The organism is Marisediminicola sp. LYQ134, from assembly GCF_046599635.1.
Lineage (GTDB): Bacteria > Actinomycetota > Actinomycetes > Actinomycetales > Microbacteriaceae > Marisediminicola.
This window is the reverse complement of sequence record NZ_JBKIWP010000002.1, coordinates 84807-106490: the sequence shown is the minus strand read 5'-3', so window position 1 is coordinate 106490 and position 21684 is coordinate 84807. Positions and strand designations below refer to the sequence as shown.

General features: G+C 69.5%; 20 protein-coding genes and 3 tRNA genes. 16 read left to right on the top strand and 7 right to left on the bottom strand.

Annotation, left to right across the window (positions count from 1 at the left end; genetic code table 11):
* Window positions 1-2: 2 nt before the first annotated feature.
* Window positions 3-977 carry a c-type cytochrome biogenesis protein CcsB gene (gene ccsB, locus ACLHIH_RS08910; RefSeq protein ID WP_411316441.1) on the top strand — a complete coding sequence of 325 codons (975 nt, stop codon included), beginning with the start codon at window positions 3-5 and terminating at the stop codon, window positions 975-977.
* A gap of 15 nt (window positions 978-992) precedes the next feature.
* On the opposite strand, the gene ACLHIH_RS08905 is transcribed toward ccsB, so the two are convergent.
* Complete coding sequence (locus tag ACLHIH_RS08905) at window positions 993-1988, bottom strand: o-succinylbenzoate synthase (RefSeq protein WP_411316439.1); 996 nt, start codon at window positions 1986-1988, stop codon at window positions 993-995.
* Window positions 1989-2058: 70 nt separating this feature from the next.
* On the opposite strand from ACLHIH_RS08905, the gene ACLHIH_RS08900 reads away from it, so the two are divergent.
* The 4 genes from ACLHIH_RS08900 to ACLHIH_RS08885 all read left to right on the top strand — a co-directional run bounded on the left by ACLHIH_RS08900 (window position 2059) and on the right by ACLHIH_RS08885 (window position 5838).
* Complete coding sequence (locus ACLHIH_RS08900) at window positions 2059-2460, top strand: hypothetical protein (RefSeq protein WP_411316438.1); 402 nt, start codon at window positions 2059-2061, stop codon at window positions 2458-2460.
* 50 nt (window positions 2461-2510) lie between these two features.
* On the top strand, window positions 2511-3398 hold the full coding sequence (locus ACLHIH_RS08895; protein ID WP_411316437.1) for a 1,4-dihydroxy-2-naphthoyl-CoA synthase: 888 nt from the start codon (window positions 2511-2513) through the stop codon (window positions 3396-3398).
* Window positions 3399-3426: 28 nt separating this feature from the next.
* Complete coding sequence (locus ACLHIH_RS08890) at window positions 3427-4671, top strand: AMP-binding protein (protein ID WP_411316436.1); 1245 nt, start codon at window positions 3427-3429, stop codon at window positions 4669-4671.
* A gap of 171 nt (window positions 4672-4842) precedes the next feature.
* On the top strand, window positions 4843-5838 hold the full coding sequence (locus ACLHIH_RS08885) for a 1,4-dihydroxy-2-naphthoate polyprenyltransferase (protein WP_411316435.1): 996 nt from the start codon (window positions 4843-4845) through the stop codon (window positions 5836-5838).
* On the opposite strand, the gene ACLHIH_RS08880 is transcribed toward ACLHIH_RS08885, so the two are convergent.
* Window positions 5779-6180, bottom strand: a complete 402-nt coding sequence (locus ACLHIH_RS08880) for a DUF4229 domain-containing protein (RefSeq protein ID WP_411316434.1) — start codon at window positions 6178-6180, stop codon at window positions 5779-5781. The genes ACLHIH_RS08885 and ACLHIH_RS08880 overlap by 60 nt on opposite strands.
* 108 nt (window positions 6181-6288) lie before the next feature.
* On the opposite strand from ACLHIH_RS08880, the gene ACLHIH_RS08875 reads away from it, so the two are divergent.
* Both ACLHIH_RS08875 and menD read left to right on the top strand, forming a co-directional pair.
* Complete coding sequence (locus tag ACLHIH_RS08875; protein WP_411316433.1) at window positions 6289-6639, top strand: PLDc N-terminal domain-containing protein; 351 nt, start codon at window positions 6289-6291, stop codon at window positions 6637-6639.
* Window positions 6636-8342 (top strand): 2-succinyl-5-enolpyruvyl-6-hydroxy-3-cyclohexene-1-carboxylic-acid synthase, encoded by a 1707-nt coding sequence (gene menD / locus ACLHIH_RS08870; protein WP_411316432.1) that lies wholly within the window; start codon window positions 6636-6638, stop codon window positions 8340-8342. The genes ACLHIH_RS08875 and menD overlap by 4 nt, the downstream gene beginning before the upstream one ends.
* A 428-nt stretch (window positions 8343-8770) precedes the next feature.
* On the opposite strand, the gene ACLHIH_RS08865 is transcribed toward menD, so the two are convergent.
* The gene (locus ACLHIH_RS08865) at window positions 8771-10081 is read right to left on the bottom strand and encodes an isochorismate synthase MenF (protein ID WP_411316431.1); all 1311 of its coding nucleotides are present in this window, start codon (window positions 10079-10081) and stop codon (window positions 8771-8773) included.
* Window positions 10082-10169: 88 nt separating this feature from the next.
* On the opposite strand from ACLHIH_RS08865, the gene ubiE reads away from it, so the two are divergent.
* From ubiE to ACLHIH_RS08845, 4 genes are all read left to right on the top strand, one after another.
* Window positions 10170-10934, top strand: coding sequence for a bifunctional demethylmenaquinone methyltransferase/2-methoxy-6-polyprenyl-1,4-benzoquinol methylase UbiE (ubiE, locus tag ACLHIH_RS08860; RefSeq protein ID WP_411316430.1), 765 nt, complete (start codon window positions 10170-10172; stop codon window positions 10932-10934).
* Between the two features lie 34 nt (window positions 10935-10968).
* Window positions 10969-12045 (top strand): polyprenyl synthetase family protein, encoded by a 1077-nt coding sequence (locus tag ACLHIH_RS08855; RefSeq protein WP_411316429.1) that lies wholly within the window; start codon window positions 10969-10971, stop codon window positions 12043-12045.
* An 18-nt stretch (window positions 12046-12063) separates the two neighbouring features.
* Window positions 12064-13440: an FAD-dependent oxidoreductase gene (locus tag ACLHIH_RS08850; RefSeq protein WP_411316428.1), complete on the top strand. Its 1377-nt coding sequence runs from the start codon at window positions 12064-12066 to the stop codon at window positions 13438-13440.
* Between the two features lie 63 nt (window positions 13441-13503).
* The gene (locus ACLHIH_RS08845) at window positions 13504-14499 is read left to right on the top strand and encodes an SDR family oxidoreductase (protein WP_411316427.1); all 996 of its coding nucleotides are present in this window, start codon (window positions 13504-13506) and stop codon (window positions 14497-14499) included.
* 22 nt (window positions 14500-14521) lie between these two features.
* Here ACLHIH_RS08845 and cls read toward each other — a convergent pair whose 3' ends face one another.
* Together cls and ACLHIH_RS08835 are read right to left on the bottom strand one after the other, a co-directional pair.
* On the bottom strand, window positions 14522-15985 hold the full coding sequence (gene cls, locus ACLHIH_RS08840) for a cardiolipin synthase (protein ID WP_411316426.1): 1464 nt from the start codon (window positions 15983-15985) through the stop codon (window positions 14522-14524).
* A gap of 35 nt (window positions 15986-16020) precedes the next feature.
* A complete protein-coding gene (locus tag ACLHIH_RS08835; RefSeq protein WP_411316425.1) occupies window positions 16021-16509 on the bottom strand; it encodes a YajQ family cyclic di-GMP-binding protein in 489 nt (162 codons plus the stop codon).
* Between the two features lie 178 nt (window positions 16510-16687).
* On the opposite strand from ACLHIH_RS08835, the gene ACLHIH_RS08830 reads away from it, so the two are divergent.
* The 3 genes from ACLHIH_RS08830 to ACLHIH_RS08820 all read left to right on the top strand — a co-directional run bounded on the left by ACLHIH_RS08830 (window position 16688) and on the right by ACLHIH_RS08820 (window position 18932).
* Window positions 16688-16769, top strand: a tRNA-Tyr gene (locus tag ACLHIH_RS08830).
* 80 nt (window positions 16770-16849) lie between these two features.
* Window positions 16850-17647, top strand: coding sequence for an inositol monophosphatase family protein (locus ACLHIH_RS08825; RefSeq protein WP_411316424.1), 798 nt, complete (start codon window positions 16850-16852; stop codon window positions 17645-17647).
* A gap of 262 nt (window positions 17648-17909) precedes the next feature.
* Window positions 17910-18932 carry a M23 family metallopeptidase gene (locus ACLHIH_RS08820; protein WP_411316423.1) on the top strand — a complete coding sequence of 341 codons (1023 nt, stop codon included), beginning with the start codon at window positions 17910-17912 and terminating at the stop codon, window positions 18930-18932.
* A 93-nt stretch (window positions 18933-19025) separates the two neighbouring features.
* On the opposite strand, the gene ACLHIH_RS08815 is transcribed toward ACLHIH_RS08820, so the two are convergent.
* Window positions 19026-20735 (bottom strand): glycoside hydrolase family 13 protein, encoded by a 1710-nt coding sequence (locus ACLHIH_RS08815; RefSeq protein WP_411316422.1) that lies wholly within the window; start codon window positions 20733-20735, stop codon window positions 19026-19028.
* A gap of 107 nt (window positions 20736-20842) precedes the next feature.
* Between ACLHIH_RS08815 and ACLHIH_RS08810 the strand changes: the two genes are divergently transcribed.
* A tRNA-Thr gene (locus ACLHIH_RS08810) sits at window positions 20843-20914 on the top strand.
* Window positions 20915-20940: 26 nt separating this feature from the next.
* Window positions 20941-21014: transfer RNA gene (locus ACLHIH_RS08805), tRNA-Met, on the top strand.
* 315 nt (window positions 21015-21329) lie between these two features.
* On the opposite strand, the gene ACLHIH_RS08800 is transcribed toward ACLHIH_RS08805, so the two are convergent.
* A complete protein-coding gene (locus tag ACLHIH_RS08800; protein WP_411316421.1) occupies window positions 21330-21617 on the bottom strand; it encodes a hypothetical protein in 288 nt (95 codons plus the stop codon).
* Between the last annotated feature and the right edge of the window lie 67 nt (window positions 21618-21684).

Below are 21684 nucleotides of genomic sequence, written 5' to 3'. Positions count from 1 at the left end.
GCGTGACCGATCAGCTCGTCTCCCTCTCCCTCGTCGCCGTCTATTCGGCGATGGGCGTCTACACGATCGCCTTCATCATGTTCACGCTCGACTTCGCGAAGCGGTCGGCGAAGGCGCAAGCGCCCGTGGCGGTCGAGGCCGAGGCGGGGTCGGCGAGTGCCGCTCGCGGCGGCACCGCGGTTCTCGATCGGGTCGAGGTCGATGCGCCCCGATCGGCGGTGTCGTACCGATTCGAACGCATCGCGTTCGCCCTCACGATCCTCGGCTGGCTCATCCACGTCGCTGCGACGGTCATGCGCGGCATCGCCCAGGGCTACGTGCCGTGGTCGAACATGTTCGAGTTCTCCCTCACCGCGACAGCCATCATCGTGGGTGTCTTCATCGGCATCCAGCTGTGGCAGAACCTGCGTTTTCTCGGGGCGTACATCACCGGCTTCGTCGTCATCGCGATGGGTATCGGGGCCGTCAACTTCTACGTCGACGTCAAGCCTCTGCCCCCGGCCCTGCAGTCGGCGTGGCTCGTCATCCACGTGTTCGTCGCCGTGCTCGGCACCTCGTTCTTCGCGCTCGGAGCCGGTCTCTCGATCGCTCAGCTGCTTCAAGCGCGCCGTGCCGCCGCGGCGGGTGCGGGACTCCGCCTCCTGCGCACACTCCCCGGTGCCGCGACGCTCGAGAACCTCGCCTACCGCGTCAACGTCGTGGGCTTCGTGTTCTGGACCTTCACCCTCATCGCGGGAGCGATCTGGGCAGAGCGGGCCTGGGGTCGCTACTGGGGATGGGACACCAAGGAGGTCTGGACTTTCATCATCTGGACGATCTTCGCGGGATACATCCACGCGCGCGCGACTCGCGGTTGGCGCGGTTCGCGTTCGGCGTGGCTCGCGATCATCGGCTTCGGTGCCGTGATCTTCAACTTCACGATCGTCAACCTCTTCTTCGAGGGCCTGCACTCCTACAGCGGGCTCACACCGCAGTAGGCCTCACGCCTGCGCTCACGCGTGGCTCATCATGATCTCGAGCTGAGCGTGGCACCTCTCCACTCGGTCGAGCCACCACGCGGTGCGCTCGGCGTCGGCGGAGAACTCGTCGAGGAGTGCGGCGTCGGGTTCGACCCGCCTCACCTCGATGTGCCCGTCGACCGCGAGGAGAGGCTCGCTCGTGACATCCGCGGCGAGGAGGGCGGCCGTGCCGAGCCCGCAGTCGAAATCGAGTTCGGGCAGGGCGGCCGCCAGGTGGGCGCCCATCGAGAGACCGATCGACGTGTCGAGTGCGCTCGAGACGACGACGGGGAGCCCGGTGTTCGCCGCGATCGCGAGGGCCGCTCGCACGCCGCCGAGAGGTTGCGCCTTGACGATGAGGATGTCTACGGCACCCAGTCGCGCGACCTCCAACGGGTCGCTCGCCTTGCGCACGCTCTCGTCGGCCGCGATGGGGATGCCCATGTAGCGCACGCGTTCCCGGATCTCGCCGAGCTCGTCGACCGTCGCACACGGTTGCTCGACGTATTCGATGTCGAACCCCGCGAGGGCGTGGATCGCGTGCTCGGCCTCGTCGACGTTCCACAGACCGTTCGCGTCGATGCGGATGCGACCCTCGACGCCGAGGTGGTCGCGCACGGCGCGGACGCGGGCGACATCGTCGGCGAGGGTCTGCCCCCGTTCGGCGACCTTGACCTTGGCCGTGCGGCACCCCGCGAACGTGTCGAGCACGCCGGCCACCGCCTCGGGGGCCACCGCGGGCACCGTCGCGTTGACCCGCACGGTCGATCGCGTGAGCGCGGGGTCGGCTGCCCACGCGAAGTCGATCGCGGCGGAGAGCCACGACGCGGCCTCGACGTCGTCGTACTCGACGAACGGTGAGAACTCGGTCCACCCGCGCGGCCCCTCGAAGACGAGAGCCTCGCGGAAGGTCAGCCCGCGAAAGCGCTGGCGCAGCGGCAGGTCGACGACGCGCGCGGTGGCGACGATGTCGCTCAGGGAGGGGAGCATGACCCCAGTCTGCCGCTCGGTGGGGCGACGCGCCCGTGTTCGCGGTGACTCGCGCGATAAACTCGCGAGCGTGGCTGCGACCGAGTCTGTGCCTTCGCCCCGCTCCGAGGAGCCGGTCGGAGGTGTGCCGGTCGGTGATGCGCCCGCGACCGCGCCGCCGACCACGCCGACCCCCATCGCCTCGCCTCCTCGCCCCGCCTGGCGTGGGTGGCTCGGGTTCGCGTCGCTCGCAACCGCTGTGCTCGCGTTCGTCGGCCAGGCCGTCGCGATCTCGATCGCCTCGTCGGGTGGATACCTCGCCGGAACGATCCTCGCGATCATCCTCATCGCCGTGACCGCGGCGTCGTTCGTCGCCGGCGTCGTCGCGGCGATCACCGGCCGCGGCCGCGCCCTCGGGGTCACGGGGGCGATCGCGAGTCTCGCGGCGAACCCGCTCGTCTCGGTCGCCGTGCTCGGCGCGCTCTCGGGCTGACGCCGCACGCGCGCATCCTGGGCTCTCGTCGCCCCTCATACACTGGGCACATGAGCACGGTTTCCGAGATTTTCGACGCGGATGTCTGGAGACCCGTCGACGGGTTCGACTCCCTCACCGACATCACCTACCACCACGACGTCGCCGGCCGGGTCGCGCGCGTCGCCTTCAACAGGCCCGAGGTGCGCAACGCGTTCCGCCCGCAGACGGTCGACGAGCTCTATCGCGCGCTCGAGCACGCGCGCCAGAACCCGCGCATCGGTGTCGTGCTCCTCACGGGCAACGGGCCGAGCCCCAAAGACGGCGGCTGGGCGTTCTGTTCGGGCGGCGATCAGCGCATCCGCGGGCGCGACGGCTACCAGTACGCCGACGGCTCGAGCTCGACCGGCAGACTTCACATCCTCGAGGTGCAGCGGCTCATCCGGTTCATGCCCAAAGTCGTCATCGCGGTCGTTCCCGGCTGGGCTGCCGGCGGCGGGCACTCGCTGCACGTCGTGTGCGACCTCACGATCGCGAGCGACGAACACGCGCGCTTCAAGCAGACGGATGCCGACGTCGGTTCGTTCGACGCCGGCTACGGCAGCGCGTACTTCGCGCGCCAGGTCGGGCAGAAGTTCGCGCGCGAGGTCTTCTTTCTCGCTCGGGAGTACAGCGCCCAGCGCGCCCTCGAGGCGGGAGCAGTCAACGCGGTCGTGCCGCACGCCGAGCTCGAGGCCACGGCCTACGACTGGGCGAGAGAGATCATGACGAAGTCGCCCACGGCCATCCGCATGCTCAAGTTCGCGTTCAACGCGGTCGACGACGGGCTCGTGGGCCAGCAGGTGTTCGCGGGGGAGGCCACGCGACTCGCCTACGGCACCGACGAAGCCGTCGAGGGTCGCGACGCGTTCCTCGAGAAGCGCGAGCCCGACTGGGCGCCGTACCCGTGGCAGTTCTGACGCTCGACCCTCTCGACGAGACGCGCCGGTGACCCGCGAGCTCGCGCGCTTCGACGCCTCCCGACCGCTCGAAGTTCTCGAGGCGCTCCGCCGCGCCCTCACGGCCGACGGGCCCGCGGTGTTCGTGCGGACGCCTCGGGGTGGGGCGGCGGCGAGCGGTTCGAGTGCGGCATCCGTCGTCGCTCTTCCCGAGGCCGTGCACCAGCGCATCGCCCTCGTCGTCGAGACGAGCGGGTCGAGCGGTGCACCCAAGCGAGTCGCCCTCACGGCTGACGCCCTGCTCGCGAGCGCGGCCGCCTCGGAGGCCGCACTCGGCGGTGCCGGTCGCTGGATTCTCGCGGTGCCCGTGCACTACATCGCGGGGCTCAACGTGCTCGTGCGCTCGATCACGGCCGGGTTCGATCCGATCGTCACGTCGGGACCGTTCGACGCCGACACGTTCGTCGACGCCGTCGATCGCGCTGTCGCCCTCGGTGGGGCCGAGCGTCTGTTCACCTCGCTCGTTCCCGTGCAGCTCGCGCGCCTCGTCGACGCGGCGCGCGCCGACGGTTCGGGCCGGCTCGCAGAGACCCTCCGTCGTCTCGATCGCATCCTCGTCGGCGGACAGTCCACCCCTCCCGCGTTGCTCGACGACGCCGCCGCGCTCGGCCTCGCCGTGACGCGCACCTACGGCGCGAGCGAGACCTCGGGAGGGTGCGTCTACGACGGGGAGCCCATCGGCGCGACCGACCTCCGCATCGTCGACGGCGAGGTGCGCGTCGCCGGGCCGACGCTCGCGGAGGGCTACCTCGACGACCCCGACCGCACCGGCGCGGCCTTCGTCGTCGACGGGGGCACGCGCTGGTATCGCACGGGCGATGCCGGAACTCTCGAGGGCGACATCCTCACCGTCACCGGTCGCCTCGACCGCGTGATCGTGTCTGGCGGGGTGAAGGTGTCGCTCGACGCCGTCGAGAGGGTCGCGCGCGGCATCCGCGGAATAGCGGATGCGGTCGCGGTGCCCATCGCGAGCGAGGAGTGGGGAGACGCGTTCGTGCTCGTCGTCGAGGCGGAGCCCGGTGGAGTGGCGGAGCCCGGCGGTGGGGTCGAGGCCGGTGGTTCGTCAGGCCTCGAGGTCGTGGGTGGTGCGGTCGAGCACGCGCTCGGCCGCCCGGCCCGCCCGGTCGCCGTCGTGGTCGCAGACATCCCGCGGCTGTCGAGCGGCAAGCCCGACCTCGTCGCGGTGGCCGCCGCCGTCCACGCGTCTCCCGGGCCTCCGCAACCCTCCGAATAGCAGGAGTGCGCGGGGTCGACCCCGCAGAACCTCCCGCGAGAGGTGCTCGCGACGCAGATCCTCCTGCGACGGCGACGGCGACGGCGACGGCGACGGCGCGGGGTGGGGTCGCGGCGGGCGAGTGTCTGCGCGCGGAGCGGGGGCAGAGATCGGCGCAAGTAAGATCGGCGCGTGGCCACGCGAAACAAGCCGACCCAGCGTCGGATCGACCCCAAGAAGACCGCCGCCGCGGCGAAATCCCGCAGCGGGAAGCCGGGGGGTCGCCCCCCGAAGGCACCGCCCATCCCGCAGGCGACAGCACGCGACTGGATCGGGGGAGCGCGGTTGCGCACCCTCCCGCTCGCCATCGCGCCCGTCGCGCTCGGCACGGGTGCGGCCTACCTCTACGACAACGACGAGGGCTGGCACTGGGTCAGGGCGCTCCTGTGTCTCGTCGTCGCCGTCGCGCTGCAGATCGGCGTCAACTACGCCAACGACTACTCCGACGGGATCCGCGGCACCGACGCCCACCGTGTGGGGCCCTCGCGTCTCACCGGGTCGGGTGCCGCGAAGCCGCGCACCGTGTTGACCGTCGCGCTCGTGTTCTTCGCGATCGCCGGGGTCGCGGGCATCCTCGTGAGTGTTCTGAGCGGGCACCCGTGGCTCATCGCGGTCGGGGCGGTGTGCATCGTCGCGGCGTACTTCTACACGGGCGGCAAGCATCCGTACGGCTATTACGGTCTCGGCGAGGTCTTCGTCTTCGTGTTCTTCGGCCTCGTCGCGACCGCGGGCACGATGTTCGTGCAGGTCGGAACGGTGTCGTTCGAAGCCTGGCTCGCCGCCGTCGCGATCGGACTCCTCGCGTGCGCGGTGCTCATGGTCAACAACATCCGCGACGCCCGCCAAGACGTGCTCGCGTCGAAGCGCACCCTCGCGGTGCTGCTCGGCGACATGCCGTCGCGCATCACGTTCGCCGTGCTCACCCTCGCGCCGTTCGGCATCCTCGCCTACTTCGCGGTGTTCCTCCCACTCGCGCTCTACGTGTTCTTCGCGCTGCTCGCGGCGGTGCCCGCGGTGATCATCACCCTCACGGCCAAGACGGCGCCCGAGTTCATCCTCGCCCTCAAACTAACGAGCCTGACGGCGCTCCTCTTCGGTGTCGGACTCGGAGCGGCCTTCGCCTTCTGACGCGGACGTGTCTGTGGCAGCTGCGGGGCTCGAGGCGGGGTCCGCGGCGGCGTCCGGCGCAGTCGCGCTCGTGACGACGACATCCTCGTCGTGCTCCACGAGCTCGTCTTCGACGTCGGCGTCGGCGTCGCGAGGCCCGGCCGTGCGGTACTCGTAGAACGACGTCACGACCTGCTCCCGCTGGCGCGAGAAGAAGATGTAGGTCACGCACAGCCCGACGACGGCCGCAGCGATAGCCGACACCCACGGTTCGAGCCCGATGAGGAGGAGTGCGGTGAGCACGACAGCGAAGATGCCGAGCCTGATCACGGTGTAGAGGATCCAGGGGCGCGTCGATTTCACGCCACCCAGTTTAGGCGAGCGGCGCTGAACGCCCACCGGGCGCACGCGCGGGCGGTGTGCCGGGGGCGCGGGCAGCTTTCACACAGTCGGCGCGCCTAGAATCGACGCATGCCTAGGGTCTACATCGTCGTGGGACTCATCATCGTGGCGCTGTCTGTTTACGCGACAATCGACACGATCATGACCGACAAATCACGAACCAGGGGTCTCCCCAAGATCCTCTGGGTGCTCGTGATCCTCCTCCTCCCGGTCATCGGTGCAGCCCTGTGGTTCACCCTCGGAAAAGACCGCGGCAAGCGCGGCGGTCGGGGTCGAGCGGTTCCCCGCACGACGGCGCCCGACGACGACCCCGACTTCTTGCGGCGCATCAACACCGAGAAGGAACAAGAGGAGCGCATCCGTCGTCTCGAGCAAGAGCTCGCCGACCTCGATGACGACCCCAAGCCGAACGACGGATGACCGGGGCGCCCGCGTCGAGCGAGTTCTCCCTCGCCCTCCTCGCGAGCCTCACCACGCACGGGGTCACCGATGTCGTCGTGAGCCCGGGGTCGCGGTCGCAGGCCCTCGCGCTCGCGGCCGCCGCACTCTCTGACGCGGGCGCGCTGCGACTGCACGTGCGCATCGACGAGAGGTCGGCGGGGTTTCTCGCCCTCGGCCTCGCCGTCGAGTCGGGTGTGCCCGCGGTCGTCATCACGACCTCGGGCACCGCGGTGGCGAACCTGCACCCCGCGGTCCTCGAGGCGCACCACTCGGGGGTGCCCCTGCTCGTCGTGAGCGCAGACCGCCCTCCGGAGCTGCGCGGCATCGGCAGCAACCAGACGACCGTGCAGCCCGGGATGTTCGGCGCGATCCCCCGGTGGAGTGCCGACGTCGACGCCCCCTCGGGTGATGCGCCCGCCGAGCGCACCCGCGCGGCGGAGCTCGCCGCGCGCGCCGTGGCCGCCACCTCGGGGGTGACTCCCGGGCCGGTCCACCTCAACATCGCGTTTCGCGAGCCCCTGTCTGGAGCGATCGACAGCGACGAGCTCGATCAGGCGATGCGCGCCGCGGCGTCGGGACCGGCGGGTTCCGTCGAGGGTGAGCCCGGGCCCGCTGTCGATCCGGAGCTCGACCTCGAGCCGCGCGACGGCACCGTTGTGATCGCCGGTCACGGCGCCGGGGCGCACGCCGAGTCCTTGGCCCGTGCCCTCGGCGCTCCCCTCCTCGCCGAGGTGAGCAGCGGCGCCCGCTTCGGGCCGAACCTCGTCGTCGCCTATCGCGAGCTGCTCGACGACGCCGACTTCGGCGGCGCCGTCACGCGAGCGGTCGTGTTCGGGCATCCGACACTGTCGCGCCAGGTGCCCCGCCTGCTGCAGAGCGACGCCGTCGAAGTGATCGTCGTGCGGGGGCACGCGGGCGAGGCGTACGACCCCGGCCGCCGAGCTCGTCGTATCGTGCGCGAGGTGCGCTACGCGGGTGAGCCGGCACCGCGGTCGTGGGCGGGGTCGTGGGTGCACGCGAGCAGAGCGATTGTCGACGGCGGGCACTTGAGCGGTGCGGCATCCGCCGCCGTCCCCCTGCCGAGCGGGGACAAGGAGCCCTCGCTCGCGCGCGAGCAGCTCGCGGTGTTCCGCCAGGCGATCACCCGGCGTTCCCTCGTCGACGCGGTGTGGCACGCGACCTGGCCGCACGATCGACTCGTCTTCGGTGCCTCCCGGCTCATCCGCGACGCCGACCGCGCCGTCTCGGGCAAGAACATCACGGTGCACGCCAACCGCGGTCTCGCCGGAATCGACGGAACCGTCGCGACCGCGACCGGCATCGCCCTCGCGAGCGAGGCGGCCGGCTCGACGGGCGTCACGCGCGTCGTGGTCGGCGACGTGACGATGCTCCACGACGTCGGATCCCTTCTTCTCGCGCCGGGTGAACCGCGCCCCCGACTGCAGGTCGTCGTCGGCAACGACGGCGGGGGCACCATTTTCGACTCGCTCGAGGTCGCGGGCGACTCCGACCCCGACGCGTTCGACCGCGTGATGTACACCCCGCACGCCGTCGATCTGCGCGCGCTCGCCGCGGCCTACGGGTGGGAGTACCGCCGCGCCGACAACCGCGGGGAGCTCGACGAGGCGCTCGCGGCATCCGGTTCCGTCGTTCTCGTCGAGGTGCCGCTGCCGCGCCACTGAGGTGGGTGCGTAGGTGCGGGCGTGGTGCGCGTGCACGATGCACCGCACACCGCACACCGCACACCGCACCCGGACGGTCGTCCGCCGCCGGTTTCGGCGTTCGCCCCCCACATTTGACGCGCGAATGCGGATGTGGGCGGCGGACGTGGTCGCGGCGGTGGAGGTGCAGCCGCGAATCGGGCGCCGACGTCGTGACGGGAGGCGGAGCATCCGGGCTGGGGCGTGCTCGCGACCGCGAACCCGCCGCGCGCCATCCGCCTGCCTCCTGCAGTGCGCCACACACCATCAATCGCGCATCGCGCACCGCGCCCGGAGGGCCGTCCGCCGCCCATTTCGGCGTTCGCCGCCGACATTTGACGTGCGGATGCCGAAACGGGCAGCGGATGTCGCGGCGGCTGGGCGAAGGGCGCGGCCGCCCGCGCCCGGCTTCAGCCGAACGCGTCGACGATGGGACGGAACTTGAGGCGGGTCTCGACGAGTTCGCGCTCGGGAACCGAGTCGGCGACGATCCCGGCTCCCGCGTAGGCCGTGACGGTTCCGTCGGCGGCGATCTGCGCCGAGCGGAGGGCGACGGCCCACTCTCCGTCGCCGTCCGCGCCGATCCAGCCGACCGGCCCCGCGTAGCGCCCGCGGTCGAAGGGTTCGAGGGTGTCGATGAGGTCGAGGGCGACGCGCGTCGGTGTTCCCGCGACGGCTGCGGTCGGGTGGAGTGCCTCGACGAGGTCGAGCGACGTCGACCCGTCGGTGAGGATGCCGTCGATGTCGCTCGCGAGGTGCCACAGGTTGGGCAGCTTGAGGGTGAACGGCGCTTCGCTCGCGGTGACCGTCGGGCTGTGCCGGCGGAGCGACGCGAGAACGTTCTGCACCGCGAACTGGTGCTCGTCGAGGTCTTTCGTCGAAGTCGCGAGGGCGGCGGCCGAGTCGGAGTCCGAGACGGCATCGGTGCCGCGCGCCGCGCTGCCCGCGAGAACCCGCGCGGTGACCGTGCCGTCGGCCACCGACACGAGGGTCTCGGGACTCGCGCCCACGAAACCGTCGATCGCGAACGTCCAGCAGTCGGGGTAGCCGAGCGCGAGGTCGCGCACGATCGTGCGCACATCGCTCCCGGGGGTGAGGTCGCCGACGAGGTCGCGTGCGAGCACGACCTTGCTCACCTCGTGGTTGCGGATGCTCCGCACGGCGCTTGCGACAGCGTCGCGGTAGTGCTCGCGCGACATCGTTCCCGGATGCAGCGGCACCGAGACATCCGCTCCGTACGGTCGCGCTGGCGGGCGTCCGGTCTCGGCCGGCGGTGTCGCAGACGGCGGTGTCGCTGCCGGCGGTGTCACAGCCGGCGGTGTCGCGCGCAACGCGGCGTCGGTGCGCGTGACGCGCGTGATCCACGAGCGCGACGCCGAGCGCCCGACGATGATCTCGGGCACGATGAGCACGCTCGTGAGCGCCGAGGTCTCGGAGAACGCGAACGTGCCGAGGGCGACGAGGCCCGTGCCGGGGAGCCCGACGGCGTCGGTCACGGTCGTGGCGGCGGCGAGTCGTCGCCACGCGGCGGCGGCATCGCGGATGCGGTCGGGGCCCGTGAACTCGAGTCGCACCGCTTCGCCGATCCCGGCGAGCCCGAGCCCGCGACGCATCCAGAGCAGCGGGGATCGCTCGTCGAGGAGGGGGATGAGCGGGCCGAGGTCGGCGCACTCGGAGGTGTCGACCGTGAGTGCGGTGATGCGGTCGTCGACGTTTCGCACGGGTCGAGCTTATCGGCGCCACGTGCGCGGTTTCCGAGCGTTCGCCCGGCTCGCGGGGCGTGCGCCGCGACGCAACTAGACTCGACGAGTGGCCAGGGCGGATATGAGCAAGCAATCGAGCGAGGTCTCGTCGATGTTCGACCAGGTCGCTCGCGGTTACGACCGCACCAACGCGATGCTCTCCCTCGGCAACGACGCCCTGTGGCGCGTGGCGACGGTGCGCGCTGTCGCCCCCAAGCGCGGTGAACTCGTCCTCGATCTCGCGGCGGGAACGGGCACGAGTTCGGTGGCCCTCGCCAAGACCGGGGCGATCGTGACGGCCGCCGATTTCTCGCCCGGCATGATCCAGGTCGGTCGCACGCGGCACCCCGAGATCGAGTTCGTCGAGGCGGATGCCACGGCTCTCCCGTTCGCCGACGCGAGCTTCGACGTCGTGACGATTTCGTTCGGGCTGCGCAACGTCGACCAGCCGAAGACGGCTCTCGCCGAGATGTTCCGCGTTCTCAAGCCGGGTGGTCGGCTGGTGATCTGCGAGTTCAGCACCCCCAAGCGCGCCGTCGTGCGCGCCGGCTACTCGATCTACATGCGGTTCGTCATGCCGAACGTCGTCAAGCTCGCGAGCTCGAACTCGGCCGCATACGACTACCTCGCCGAGTCGATCCGCGAGTGGCCCGACCAGGACACCCTGAGCCAGTGGCTGAGGGGCGCGGGTTTCACGCGCGTCGCCCACCGCGACCTCACGGCCGGGGTCGTCGCGTTGCACCGGGGGCGCAAGCCGTCGGGTCTGCCCCGCGGTCGCCGTGCTCGACCGGCCATGCCGCAGTCCGTCGACCCGGGTACTCCGAAGCCCTGAGGGCTTCGACCGTAGATTTCGAGAGGTGCACACAGTGAACGCGAGCCGTCCCGGTGGCCGCAGAACCCGCAGTCTGAGCGCGACCCTGGGTTTCGGCGACAAGCTCTTCGCCTCGTCTGACGAGCGTCGCTTCGCGGCGGCCGTCGAGGAGGGCCTCGAGGTCGTGGAGCAGGGGCTGTCGCGCGAGATGTCGTTCGCCGACAACCTCGCGGATGTCACGAGCCGCTACCTGCTCGACGCCGGCGGCAAGCGCGTGCGCCCCACTCTCGCGCTGCTCACCGCCCAGCTCGGTGACGGCAACACCTCTGCGGTCATCGCGGCGGCCGAGGCTATCGAGATCACCCACCTCGCGTCGCTCTACCACGACGACGTCATGGACGAGGCGCAAATGCGTCGGGGCGTGCCGAGCGCGCAATCGGTGTGGGGCAACTCGGTCGCGATCCTCACGGGCGACCTGCTGTTCGCGCGCGCAAGCAAGCTCGTGGCCGGTCTCGGGGAGCGCGCCATACGCCTGCAGGCCGACACGTTCGAGCGGCTGTGCCTCGGCCAGCTGCACGAGACGATCGGCCCCTCCGACGACGAAGACCCCATCGAGCACTACCTGAGCGTTCTCGCCGACAAGACCGGATCTCTCATCGCCGCTGCGGCCCAGATCGGCGTGCTGCTCTCGAACGCGCCCGACGAGTACTGCGAGCCCGTGACCGTGTTCGGGGAGAAGGTCGGCATCGCGTTCCAGCTCGTCGACGACGTCATCGACCTCGCGCCGCCCGTCGAGGCGACCGGCAAGACCCCCGGAACCGATCTGCGATCCGGTGTCTCGACACTGCCGCTGCTCTACTTGCGCCGCCTCGCCGAGACGGATGCCGACGCCGACGCGCTGCTCACCCGTATCGAGCGAGACGTCAACATCGCTCACTACGGCGACTCCGACGACGACGACCTGACGGCCGCGATCGCCGAGTTGCGCGAGCACGATGTGACGCGCCAGACCGTGGCCGAGGCCCAGCGCTGGGCTCGCGAAGCCGTCGAAGCGATCGCCCCCCTCCCCGACGGGCCCGTCAAGAAGGCCCTGACCCGTTTCGCCGATTCGATCGTCGAACGCAGCAACTAAGCACCTAAAGGAACCGCAGTGACCAAGCTCAGACTGGCCATCGTCGGCGCCGGCCCCGCCGGCATCTACGCCGCAGACATCCTGCTCAAGGCAGAGCGACGCTTCGATGTGTCGATCGACCTCTTCGAGCACCTCCCCGCGCCGTACGGTCTCGTGCGCTACGGGGTCGCCCCCGATCACCCGCGCATCAAGGGCATCATCACGGCACTGCGCGACGTGCTCGACACGGGTCGCATCCGCCTGTTCGGCAACGTGCTCTACGGTCGCGACATCACGCTCTCCGACCTCAAGCAGCACTACAACGCCGTCATCTTCGCGACGGGCGCCGTTCGCGACGCCGACCTCGACATCCCCGGAATCGACCTCGACGGGAGCTACGGTGCCGCCGACTTCGTGAGCTGGTACGACGGCCACCCCGATTTCCCGCGCGACTGGCCGCTCGAGCACCGCGAGGTCGCCGTCATCGGCAACGGCAACGTCGCTCTCGACGTCGCGCGCATCCTCGCGAAGCCGGCTGACGATCTGCTCGTCACCGAGATCCCCTCCAACGTCTACGCCGGTCTCACTCGGTCACCCGTGACCGACGTGCACGTGTTCGGTCGCCGCGGGCCCGCGCAAGTGAAGTTCACCCCCCTCGAGCTGCGCGAGCTCGGCGAGATGAACGACGTCGACATGATCGTGCACGACGAGGACTTCGAGCTCGACGAGGCGTCGAAGGTCGCGATCGAGACGAACAAGCAGATCTTCGTGCTCAACAAGGTGCTCAACTCGTGGCGCGGGCGCGAGCAGACGGGCGCATCGCGTCGACTGCACCTGCACTTCTGGGCGAACCCCGTCGAGATCGTCGGCGACGGCGGAAAGGTCGCGGCGTTCCGTTACGAGCGCACGCGGCCCGACGGCGAGGGTGGTGTCACCGGCACGGGCGAGATCCGCGAGATCCCCGTGCAGTCGGTCTACCGCGCGGTCGGCTACTTCGGCTCGCCCCTCGACGAGATCCCCTTCGACGACCGCCGCGGGGTCATCCCCAACCGCGAGGGTCAGGTTCTCGACGACAACGACGATCTCGTGCACGGTGTCTACGCGACGGGGTGGATCAAGCGCGGCCCCGTCGGTCTCATCGGGCACACGAAGAGCGACGCCATGGAGACCATCAAGCACGTCATCAACGACCAGGCCAACTGGTGGATTCCCGCGTCGCCCGACGAGGAGTCGGTCCTCACACTCCTCGACGAGCGCGGGGTCGAATACACCGACCTCACCGGCTGGCACAACCTCGACGAGCACGAGCAGGCCCTCGGGCGCCCGCACGGGCGGGCCCGGGTCAAGGTCGTTCCTCGCGACGACATGGTCGCGATCTCGCGCAGCACGCCCCTCGAGGTCGACTCAGCCCACTGACATGGGGCACGCGTAGCGTCGCCCTTCGCTCGACCGCTCGAGCGACGACCTGAAGGAGTGCGGATGTCTCGAGGAATCGCTGTTGTCACCGGAGGGTCGGCCGGGCTCGGGCGGGCGATCGTGCGCGAGCTCGCCGATCAGGGGTGGGATGTCGCGGTCCTCGCTCGCGGGGCCGACGGTGTCGCCGCAGCAGTGAGCGACGTCGAGCAACGGGGTCGACGGGCCCTCGGAGTGCCGACCGATGTGGCCGACCGCGAAGCCGTCGAGAGCGCCGCGAGCCGCGTCGAGGCCGAACTCGGCCCGATCGACCTGTGGGTCAACGACGCGATGGTCGGGGTGTTCGGCGAGTTCCTGTCGACGTCGCCGGAGGACTTCGAGCGGGCCACGGCCGTGAACTACTTCGGGTTCGTCAACGGAACGAGAGCGGCTCTGTCTCGCATGGTCCCTCGGGGCAGCGGACACGTCATCCAGGTCGGGTCGGCTCTCGCGCACCGCGGAATCCCTCTGCAAGCGGCCTATTGCGCGGCGAAGCACGCCGTGCAGGGGTTCACCGAGTCGGTGACGACCGAGCTCATCCACCAGAAGAGCCCCGTGCGCATCTCGACGGTCGACATGCCCGCGCTCAACACCATCCAATTCAACTGGGTCAAGACCGAGCTGCCCCATCACCCGCAGCCCGTGCCGCCGATCTTCCAGCCCGAGGTCGGTGCGCGAGCCATCGCCGCGGTCGCTCTCAAGCCCCGCCGCCGCACGTGGGTGGGCGAGCCGACGGTCATGACCGTGCTGGGCAATCGTTTCGTCGCGGGGTTCATGGACTGGTACCTCGCCAAGACGGGCTACGACGGCCAGCAGGCTCCCGACAAGTCCGAGGCCATGTGGGAGGACAACCTCTACGCGCCCACCCCGGGGGACCACGGAGCGCACGGCATCTTCGACGACCGAGCGCGGACCTCGAGCCCGCAGGTCTGGTATGTCGCGAACCGCGGTCTCGCGCGGGGCCTCCTCGCAGCAGCCGCGGGTCTCGGTGCGTCGATCGCTCTCGTGTCGCGTCGCCGCTGACGGGGTGTCGCGAGCCGCATCCTCACTGCACCGCTGAGGTGAGCCTCGCGAGGTTGTCCAGCACGCGCGAGCGGGCCGGGCGGGTGAGCCACTCGTCGAGCGTGAGTTCGCGGCTCGTCGAGCGGTAGTCCTCTTCGATCTCGCGGAGAGCGTCGACGAAGCGGTGGCTTCGGATCATGACCGAGATCTCGAGGTTGAGGCTGAAAGAGCGCATGTCCATGTTGCTCGAGCCGATCACGGCGACCTCGTCGTCGATCGTGAAGTGCTTCGCGTGCAGCACCGTCGGCGCGGCGTAGAGCCAGATGCGCACGCCCGCGCGCAGCAACTCCTCGTAGTAGCTGCGCTGCGCGTGGTAGACGAGCGGCTGGTCGGCGACCTCCGAGCAGAACAGTTGCACGTCGAGTCCGCGCTGAGCCGCCGTCGTGATGGCGTAGAGCATCGACTCGTCGGGAACGAAGTAGGGGCTCGTGATGATCACGCGCTCACCGGCGTTATAGAGGAGCGCGTTGAAGAGCCGCAGGTTGTTCTCGCCTTCGAACCCCGGTCCGCTCGGAACCACTTGCGCGTCGAGAGCGTTCGGCTTCGGGTCTTCGAGAGGTGGCTGGGTCTCGCGCAAGAGCAACTCGTCGGTCTCGCTGTACCAGTCGGTCACGAAGAGAGCGTTGATCCCCGCGACGATCGGCCCCTCGAAACGCACCATGAGGTCTTTCCACACGAGACCACGACGGACGTTGCCACGCTTGTTGTAGCTCGAGTCCACGAGGTTCTGCGACCCGGTGAACGCGATCTCCCCGTCGACGACCACGATCTTGCGATGGTTGCGCAGGTCGGGCCGCTGGTAGCGGCCACGCCAGGGCTGCACGGGGAGCATGAGCCGCCAGTCGACCCCGATGCGGCGCAGGGTGCGGATGGTGCGCAGATAGCGGGGCGACCGCACACTCGCGATGTGGTCGAGCAGCACGCGCACCGTCACGCCGCGTGCGACCGCCGCCTCGAGGGCGTCGAAGAACGGCTTCGTCGTCGAGTCGAACGAGACGATGTAGAACTCCACGTGCACGTAGCGCGTGGAGTTCTCGACGGCTTCGGTCATCGCCGCGAGCGACTCGTCGTATGCCGTGAAGATGGTCGCGTCGTTGCCGCCGACGAGCGGCATCGCGCCGAGGGTGCGATTGAGTTCGACGACGGGCTGCAGCCACTCGGGCCAGGGGTTCTCGCGAACGACCCGATCCATTCCGTGGGTGGTCTCGATGATGTACCTGTTGATCTCGACCTGCTTGTCGCGCCGCCCCTTCGGCAGCTTCGCGCTCCCGAGCAGTACGAAGAGGATGAATCCCACGTAGGGGATCAGGAAGATCGCGAGCAGCCACGCCGTCGCCGTCTGAGGTCGCCGGTTGATGGGCACCACGATGAGGGCGAAGACCCGGATCGCGATGTCGATCACGAGGGCGATCACCGCAACGACGGTCGTGGACCACACGGCATCCATCACGGCGATCGTCGAGACGTCAGGGGTTCTTGCGACTACCGGAAGTTGACGAACTGCAGGGCGACGTCGAGGTCTTTTCCTTTGAGCAGGGCCATCGTCGCCTGCAGGTCGTCCCGGCTCTTCGACGACACCCGGAGTTCGTCGCCCTGGATCTGGCTCTTGACGCTCTTGGGCCCCTCGTCACGGATGATCTTCGAGACCTTCTTGGCATCGTCCGACGAGATGCCGTTCTTGAGACCGACCTCGATGCGGTACTCCTTGCCCGACGCGTACGGCTCGCCCGCGTCGAGGCTTCGCAGGCTGATGCCGCGCTTGATGAACTTGGCCTCGAGAACCTCGAGCACCGCCTTCACGCGCTCCTCCGCGCTCGCCTTGAGGAGGAGCTTCTCGCCGCTCCACTCGACCGAGGCACCGACCCCCTTGAAGTCGTATCGCTGGGCGATCTCCTTCTGCGCCTGATTGACGGCGTTGTCGGCCTCCATCTGGTCGACCTTGCTGACGATGTCGAAAGTTGAATCTGCCATGCACGCAGTTTAACGACCGGCGTCCGGCGCGGTGCGCGCGGCGCCGGTTCTCGGGTGCTGCGCAGCCGAGAACGACGGGCTGGGGCGGGGCGGCACGGGTGGTTCGCGGCGGCGCCCGCGGACTGTATTCTGTATCCGCGCCTTCGGTTGGTGATCACATTCGGTCGAGTGCGCATCCGGCAAGTTACCCAAGCGGCCAAAGGGATCTGACTGTAAATCAGACGGCTCAGCCTTCACAGGTTCGAATCCTGTACTTGCCACACGAGAGGGCCCGGCATCCGCCGGGCCCTTCGTCGTATCGCCCGCGTTCGTCCCGTCCGTTCGAATCAGAGGAGAAGCCGTGACCGCACCCCACCTGCTCACGATCGCTCGAGACATCGCGCTCGCCGCGGCCGATCTCGCCGACCGGCGGCGGCGCGAGGGCGTCGAGGTCGCGGCGAGCAAATCGTCGCCCGAGGACGTCGTGACGCACGCCGACCGGGAGACGGAGCAGCTCATCCGCTCGATGATCGCGGATGCCCGGCCCGACGACGGCTTCTACGGCGAGGAGAGCGGCGCCGAGACCGGGACCAGCGGTCTCACCTGGATCGTCGACCCGATCGACGGCACCGTCAACTACCTCTACGACATCCCGCACTGGGCCGTGAGCGTCGCCGTCGTCGAGGGCGAACCCGACCCCCTCACGTGGACCGCGCTCGCCGGTGCCGTCGTGAATCCTCGAGCGGGTGAGGTGTACTCCGCCGCCCTCGGTGCCGGGTCGTACCTCGGCGAGCGGCGTCTCGCCGTGGCGGAGACCGAACTCCCGCTCGCCCTCGTGGGAACGGGGTTCTCCTACTCCGCCTCGCGGCGGGTCGAGCAAGCGCGGGACCTCGTGGGCCTCGTGGAGAGGGTGCGAGACATCCGTCGGATGGGAACCGCCTCTCTCGACCTGTGTGCCGTCGCCGCGGGTCGACTCAACGCGTATTTCGAGGAGGGGCTGAAGCCGTGGGACCACGCGGCGGGTGCCCTCATCGCCGCGGAAGCCGGGGCGACGGTCACCGGGCGCGACGGCGCGACGGCGGGCGGAGAGTTCCTTCTCGCCGCGCCGCCGCAGCTCGCCCTGCACCTCGAAGAGGCGCTCAGCGCTATTCACCGGTGATAGCGCGGGTGGCGCGACTCGCCCTTCTTCGATAGTGTTTATCCGTTCGTTACCTAATCGGGGTCAGTCCCCGGTCAGTCCATCGTTTTGCAGTCGGACCAGCCGCTCATCGAGCTGGTCGAGAGTTGAGACCACGAAACGCCCATCGAGGTGTGCGCGCGTGTTCCCAAACCCCCGGCTCGATCAACCCGAGGTTCGATAGTTAGTGCAGAAATCTAAGCGGAGAATTGCCCGTCGCGGCAGGGTCCAGTCATCAGCCGGCGTGAGCGCACCGTCGCCCTCCGAGGCGAACGCCCCGACCGCCACTGCACCCTCTTTCTCCGCAGCAACGCCTGACTCGACGAACTCCGCCGCTCAGCCACTCACTCGCCGCGAAGCCCGCGAGCGCGAAGCCCGCGCCGCTCAGGCGTCGGCTCCCGCCGGGCGCGCGCCCCGCCGCCAGCTCTACGACGCCGCTCCCGCACGAGCACGCACCTCGCGCGCATCGACCGGTCCGCGCACTCGGCGCTCAACGGCGACGGGCCCCACCGTTCCCGCGACGACATCCATTGCGACGATCAAGCCGAAAGCGGCCGCGGTCAAGCGCCGACTGCTCTCCCAGTTCGCGACCTACGGCGCCATGGTCGGAATCGGCCTCATCTTCATCTCGACGACTGTTCCCGCCAACGCGTTCGTCCGCCCCGATGCCGCCACCGAGTCGTCGGTCGTCACGGCCACGGGCGAGCCGAAGACTCAAGAGCTCGAAGTGTCGGCCGCTTCAGTGCCCGCCGTCACCCGCGACAACTACTCGGTCGTCTCGGTCGTGCGCCAGATCCAAGCCGACTACAGCGGTCGCGTTCTCGACTTCACGAACAACCCCAGCGGAACCGTGCAGTGGCCGTTCAGCTCGGCCGTGCCGATCACGAGCGGGTTCGGAGCCCGCCAGGTCGCCGGTTGCGGGTTCTGCTCGACCAACCACCAGGGAGTCGACTTCACTCCCGGTGCCGGAGCCCCCATCCAGTCCATCGCCGATGGTGTCGTCAGCAAGGTCGAGGTCTCGGCGGGTGGACTCGGCAACAGCGTCGTCATCGACCACGTCATCAACGGCCAGAAGGTGCAGAGCGTCTACGGCCACATGCAGTACGGATCCATCGCCGTCGCGACCGGTCAAGAGGTCGAGGTCGGACAGCTCGTCGGGCTCGTCGGCAGCACGGGTGCATCCACGGGCGCACACCTGCACCTCGAGATCCACCTCGACGGCATCCCCGTCGACCCGTTCGCGTGGCTGCAGGCCAACGCGAACTGATCGCACCGCACTCACGCCTGAGGCGCAGGCCCCTAGGGGACCTGCGCCTCACGCGTTAAGCGGAGCCCCGTCGTGCGCGACGGGGCTCCGCGCTCAACTCGTGAGCCACACGGTCGTGTCGGCGGGGAGCGAGCGGCTGTCGAGCGGGCCCGACGCGAGCGCGACGGTGCCGGCGGGCAGGTCGACGGCATCCTCTCCCGTGTTGGCGACGACGGTCAACCCGCGATTGCGGAACGCGACGACGTGCTCGCCGAACCCGTCGAGCCACTCGACCGAACCGAGGCCGAGATCGTGCGCCTTGCGGGCGGCGAGAGCGGCGCGATAGAGCTCGAGGGTCGAGCCGTCGACACCCGCTTGCGAGTCACGGGCGTATGACGCCCAGTCGTCGGGTTGCGGAAGCCAGCTCGTCCCTGTCGCGTTGAACCCGTAGGCGGGGGCGTCTGCCTCCCACGGAATCGGCACGCGGCATCCGTCGCGACCGTATCGCTCGCCGTTGGTGCGGAACCAGGTCGGGTCGAGCCTCGACGCGTCGGGAAGGTCGATGACCTCGGGGAGGCCGAGCTCTTCGCCCTGATAGAGATAGGCGCTGCCCGGGAGCGCGAGCATGAGCGCCGTCGCGGCGCGCGCGCGGGCGAGACCGAGTTCCCGCACCGGTTGCCCGGGTGAGTCGGGGCCGATGCCGTGGCCCTGGGGGTTCTCGGCCGTGAGGGCGAGCCGGCTCGCGTGGCGCACGACATCGTGGTTCGAGAGCACCCACGTGCTCGGCGCGTCGACGCCGCCGAAAGCGGCGATCGACGTGTCGATCACGGCACGCAGTTCAGGGCCCGACCACGGGGTCGCGAGGTAGGCGAAGTTGAACGCCTGGTGCATCTCGTCGGGCCGCACCCAGCGCGCGAGCTTCGCGGGCGGGTCGACCCACGCCTCCGCGACGAGGATGCGCTCGTCGTATTCGTCGAGAACGAGCCTCCAGTCACGGTAGATCTCGTGCACACCGTCTTGTGCCCAGAACGGCGGGGTCGGGTCGTCTGCACCGGACTCGATGTCTGGCTCGAGGCCGACGGCCCCTCCGCCCATGCTTCCGCCGTTCGCCGGCGGGGTGTAGTCGGGCAAGCCCTCGACCTTGATCATGCCGTGGGCGACATCCACTCGGAAACCGTCGACGCCCCGGTCGAGCCAGAACCTCAGGATGTCGCGGAACTGCTCGCGCACCCACGGATTGCGCCAGTCGAAGTCGGGCTGCGACGAGTCGAAGAGGTGCAGATACCACTGGCCGGGCGTGCCGTCCGGCTCGGTGACACGAGTCCAGGCGGGTCCGCCGAACACGGACTGCCAGTTGTTGGGTGGCAGCTCGCCGTCGGGGCCGGAGCCGTCACGGAACAGGTAGCGTGCGCGCTCGGGGCTCCCGGGCGCGGAGGCGAGCGCCTCGCGGAACCACACGTGCTCGCTCGAACTGTGGTTCGGCACGAGGTCGACGATGACCTTGAGGCCGAGGTCGTGGGCGACGTTCTCGAGAGCCGCGAAGTCGTCGAGGGTGCCGAACGCCGGATCGACGTCGCAGTAGTCGGCGACGTCGTAGCCGCCGTCGTTCTGGGGCGAGACGTAGAAGGGCGAGAGCCACACCGCGTCGACGCCGAGCTCGGCGAGGGAGGGCAGCCGCGCGGTGATGCCGCGGAGGTCGCCCACGCCGTCGCCGGTCGCGTCGGCGAACGAGCGCGGGTACACCTGGTAGATGACCGCGTGGCGCCACCAGTCGCTCGCGCCTTCGGGTGTCGCGCGTGAGGGGTCGGGGATGTCGGATGTCATCCAAGAACGCTAAACCATCGGGTCGACGGGGAGGCGAGGGGTGTGCGCGCAGGTGCTAGTCTCGTACGGTGCTGATGCGGCGCGCCCACGCGGGCGGCCGCCTACACGCCCCCTTAGCTCATTGGTAGAGCACTTCCTTGGTAAGGAAGAGGTAGTGGGTCCGATTCCCACAGGGGGCTCACGCCTCCCTTTCGGTAGGTGGCCCGGCGGGGTAGCTCAGGTGGTTAGAGCACACGGCTCATAATCGTGGTGTCGCGGGTTCGAGTCCCGCCCTCGCTACGACGAATGGCGCCCCAGTTTTTCCGGGGCGCCATTCGTCGTTAACGACGGCGGATCGAGAAGACGCTCTCGCGTGGGCCCCCGCTGAGCAGTCCGGCGGGCCGCGAAGCGGTCTGGCGGCGGCTCAATAGGGGAGTCGAGTCCCGCCCTCGCTACGACGAATGGTGCCCCAGTTTTTCCGGGGCGCCATTCGTCGTTAACGACGGCGGATCGAGAAGACGCTCTCGCGACCGCGGCTCTCGCTCAACATCGGGTGGAGAACGATCGTCGCGACGCGGAGGGCAGACGCCCGCGACGTAAGCCGAGCGCTCGGTGCTACTTGCTGCTGTCGTCGTTGGCGCGTGAGCCCGATTTCGCGAGTCCGCGGCTCACGAGGTAACCGACGGTGACGAAGGCGACGTACATCCAGGCGTGGTCTGCGCCGAATCCCTGGCCGTCGTCGCCGTTGTCGGTGACGGCGGCGGCGATGAGGATTCCCGCGGAGACGAGGAGCCAGATGTAGAACTCGGTGGTCTTGAACGAGGGCTTCGTCTCCGTCGTGCGACGGGTCGCGACGATCGGCTGGTTGGGGGTCTGGTTGGGGGAGTGTGCAGCGTTAGACATGGGTGTGCTTTCTGTGTTGAGGGTGCGGGCGTAGCCCGGGCGGAGACGGGGCGCTGCACCCACCGGG

Excerpts from the sequence above, each read along its gene's own strand:
- ACLHIH_RS08905 (WP_411316439.1), bottom strand. The coding sequence starts at position 1,988 with ATGCTCCCCTCCCTGAGCGACATCGTCGCCACCGCGCGCGTCGTCGAC.
- ACLHIH_RS08895 (WP_411316437.1), top strand. The coding sequence starts at position 2,511 with ATGAGCACGGTTTCCGAGATTTTCGACGCGGATGTCTGGAGACCCGTC.
- ACLHIH_RS08875 (WP_411316433.1), top strand. The coding sequence starts at position 6,289 with ATGCCTAGGGTCTACATCGTCGTGGGACTCATCATCGTGGCGCTGTCT.
- menD (WP_411316432.1), top strand. The coding sequence starts at position 6,636 with ATGACCGGGGCGCCCGCGTCGAGCGAGTTCTCCCTCGCCCTCCTCGCG.
- ACLHIH_RS08845 (WP_411316427.1), top strand. The coding sequence starts at position 13,504 with ATGTCTCGAGGAATCGCTGTTGTCACCGGAGGGTCGGCCGGGCTCGGG.
- cls (WP_411316426.1), bottom strand. The coding sequence starts at position 15,985 with ATGGATGCCGTGTGGTCCACGACCGTCGTTGCGGTGATCGCCCTCGTG.
- ACLHIH_RS08835 (WP_411316425.1), bottom strand. The coding sequence starts at position 16,509 with ATGGCAGATTCAACTTTCGACATCGTCAGCAAGGTCGACCAGATGGAG.
- ACLHIH_RS08815 (WP_411316422.1), bottom strand. The coding sequence starts at position 20,735 with ATGACATCCGACATCCCCGACCCCTCACGCGCGACACCCGAAGGCGCG.
- ACLHIH_RS08800 (WP_411316421.1), bottom strand. The coding sequence starts at position 21,617 with ATGTCTAACGCTGCACACTCCCCCAACCAGACCCCCAACCAGCCGATC.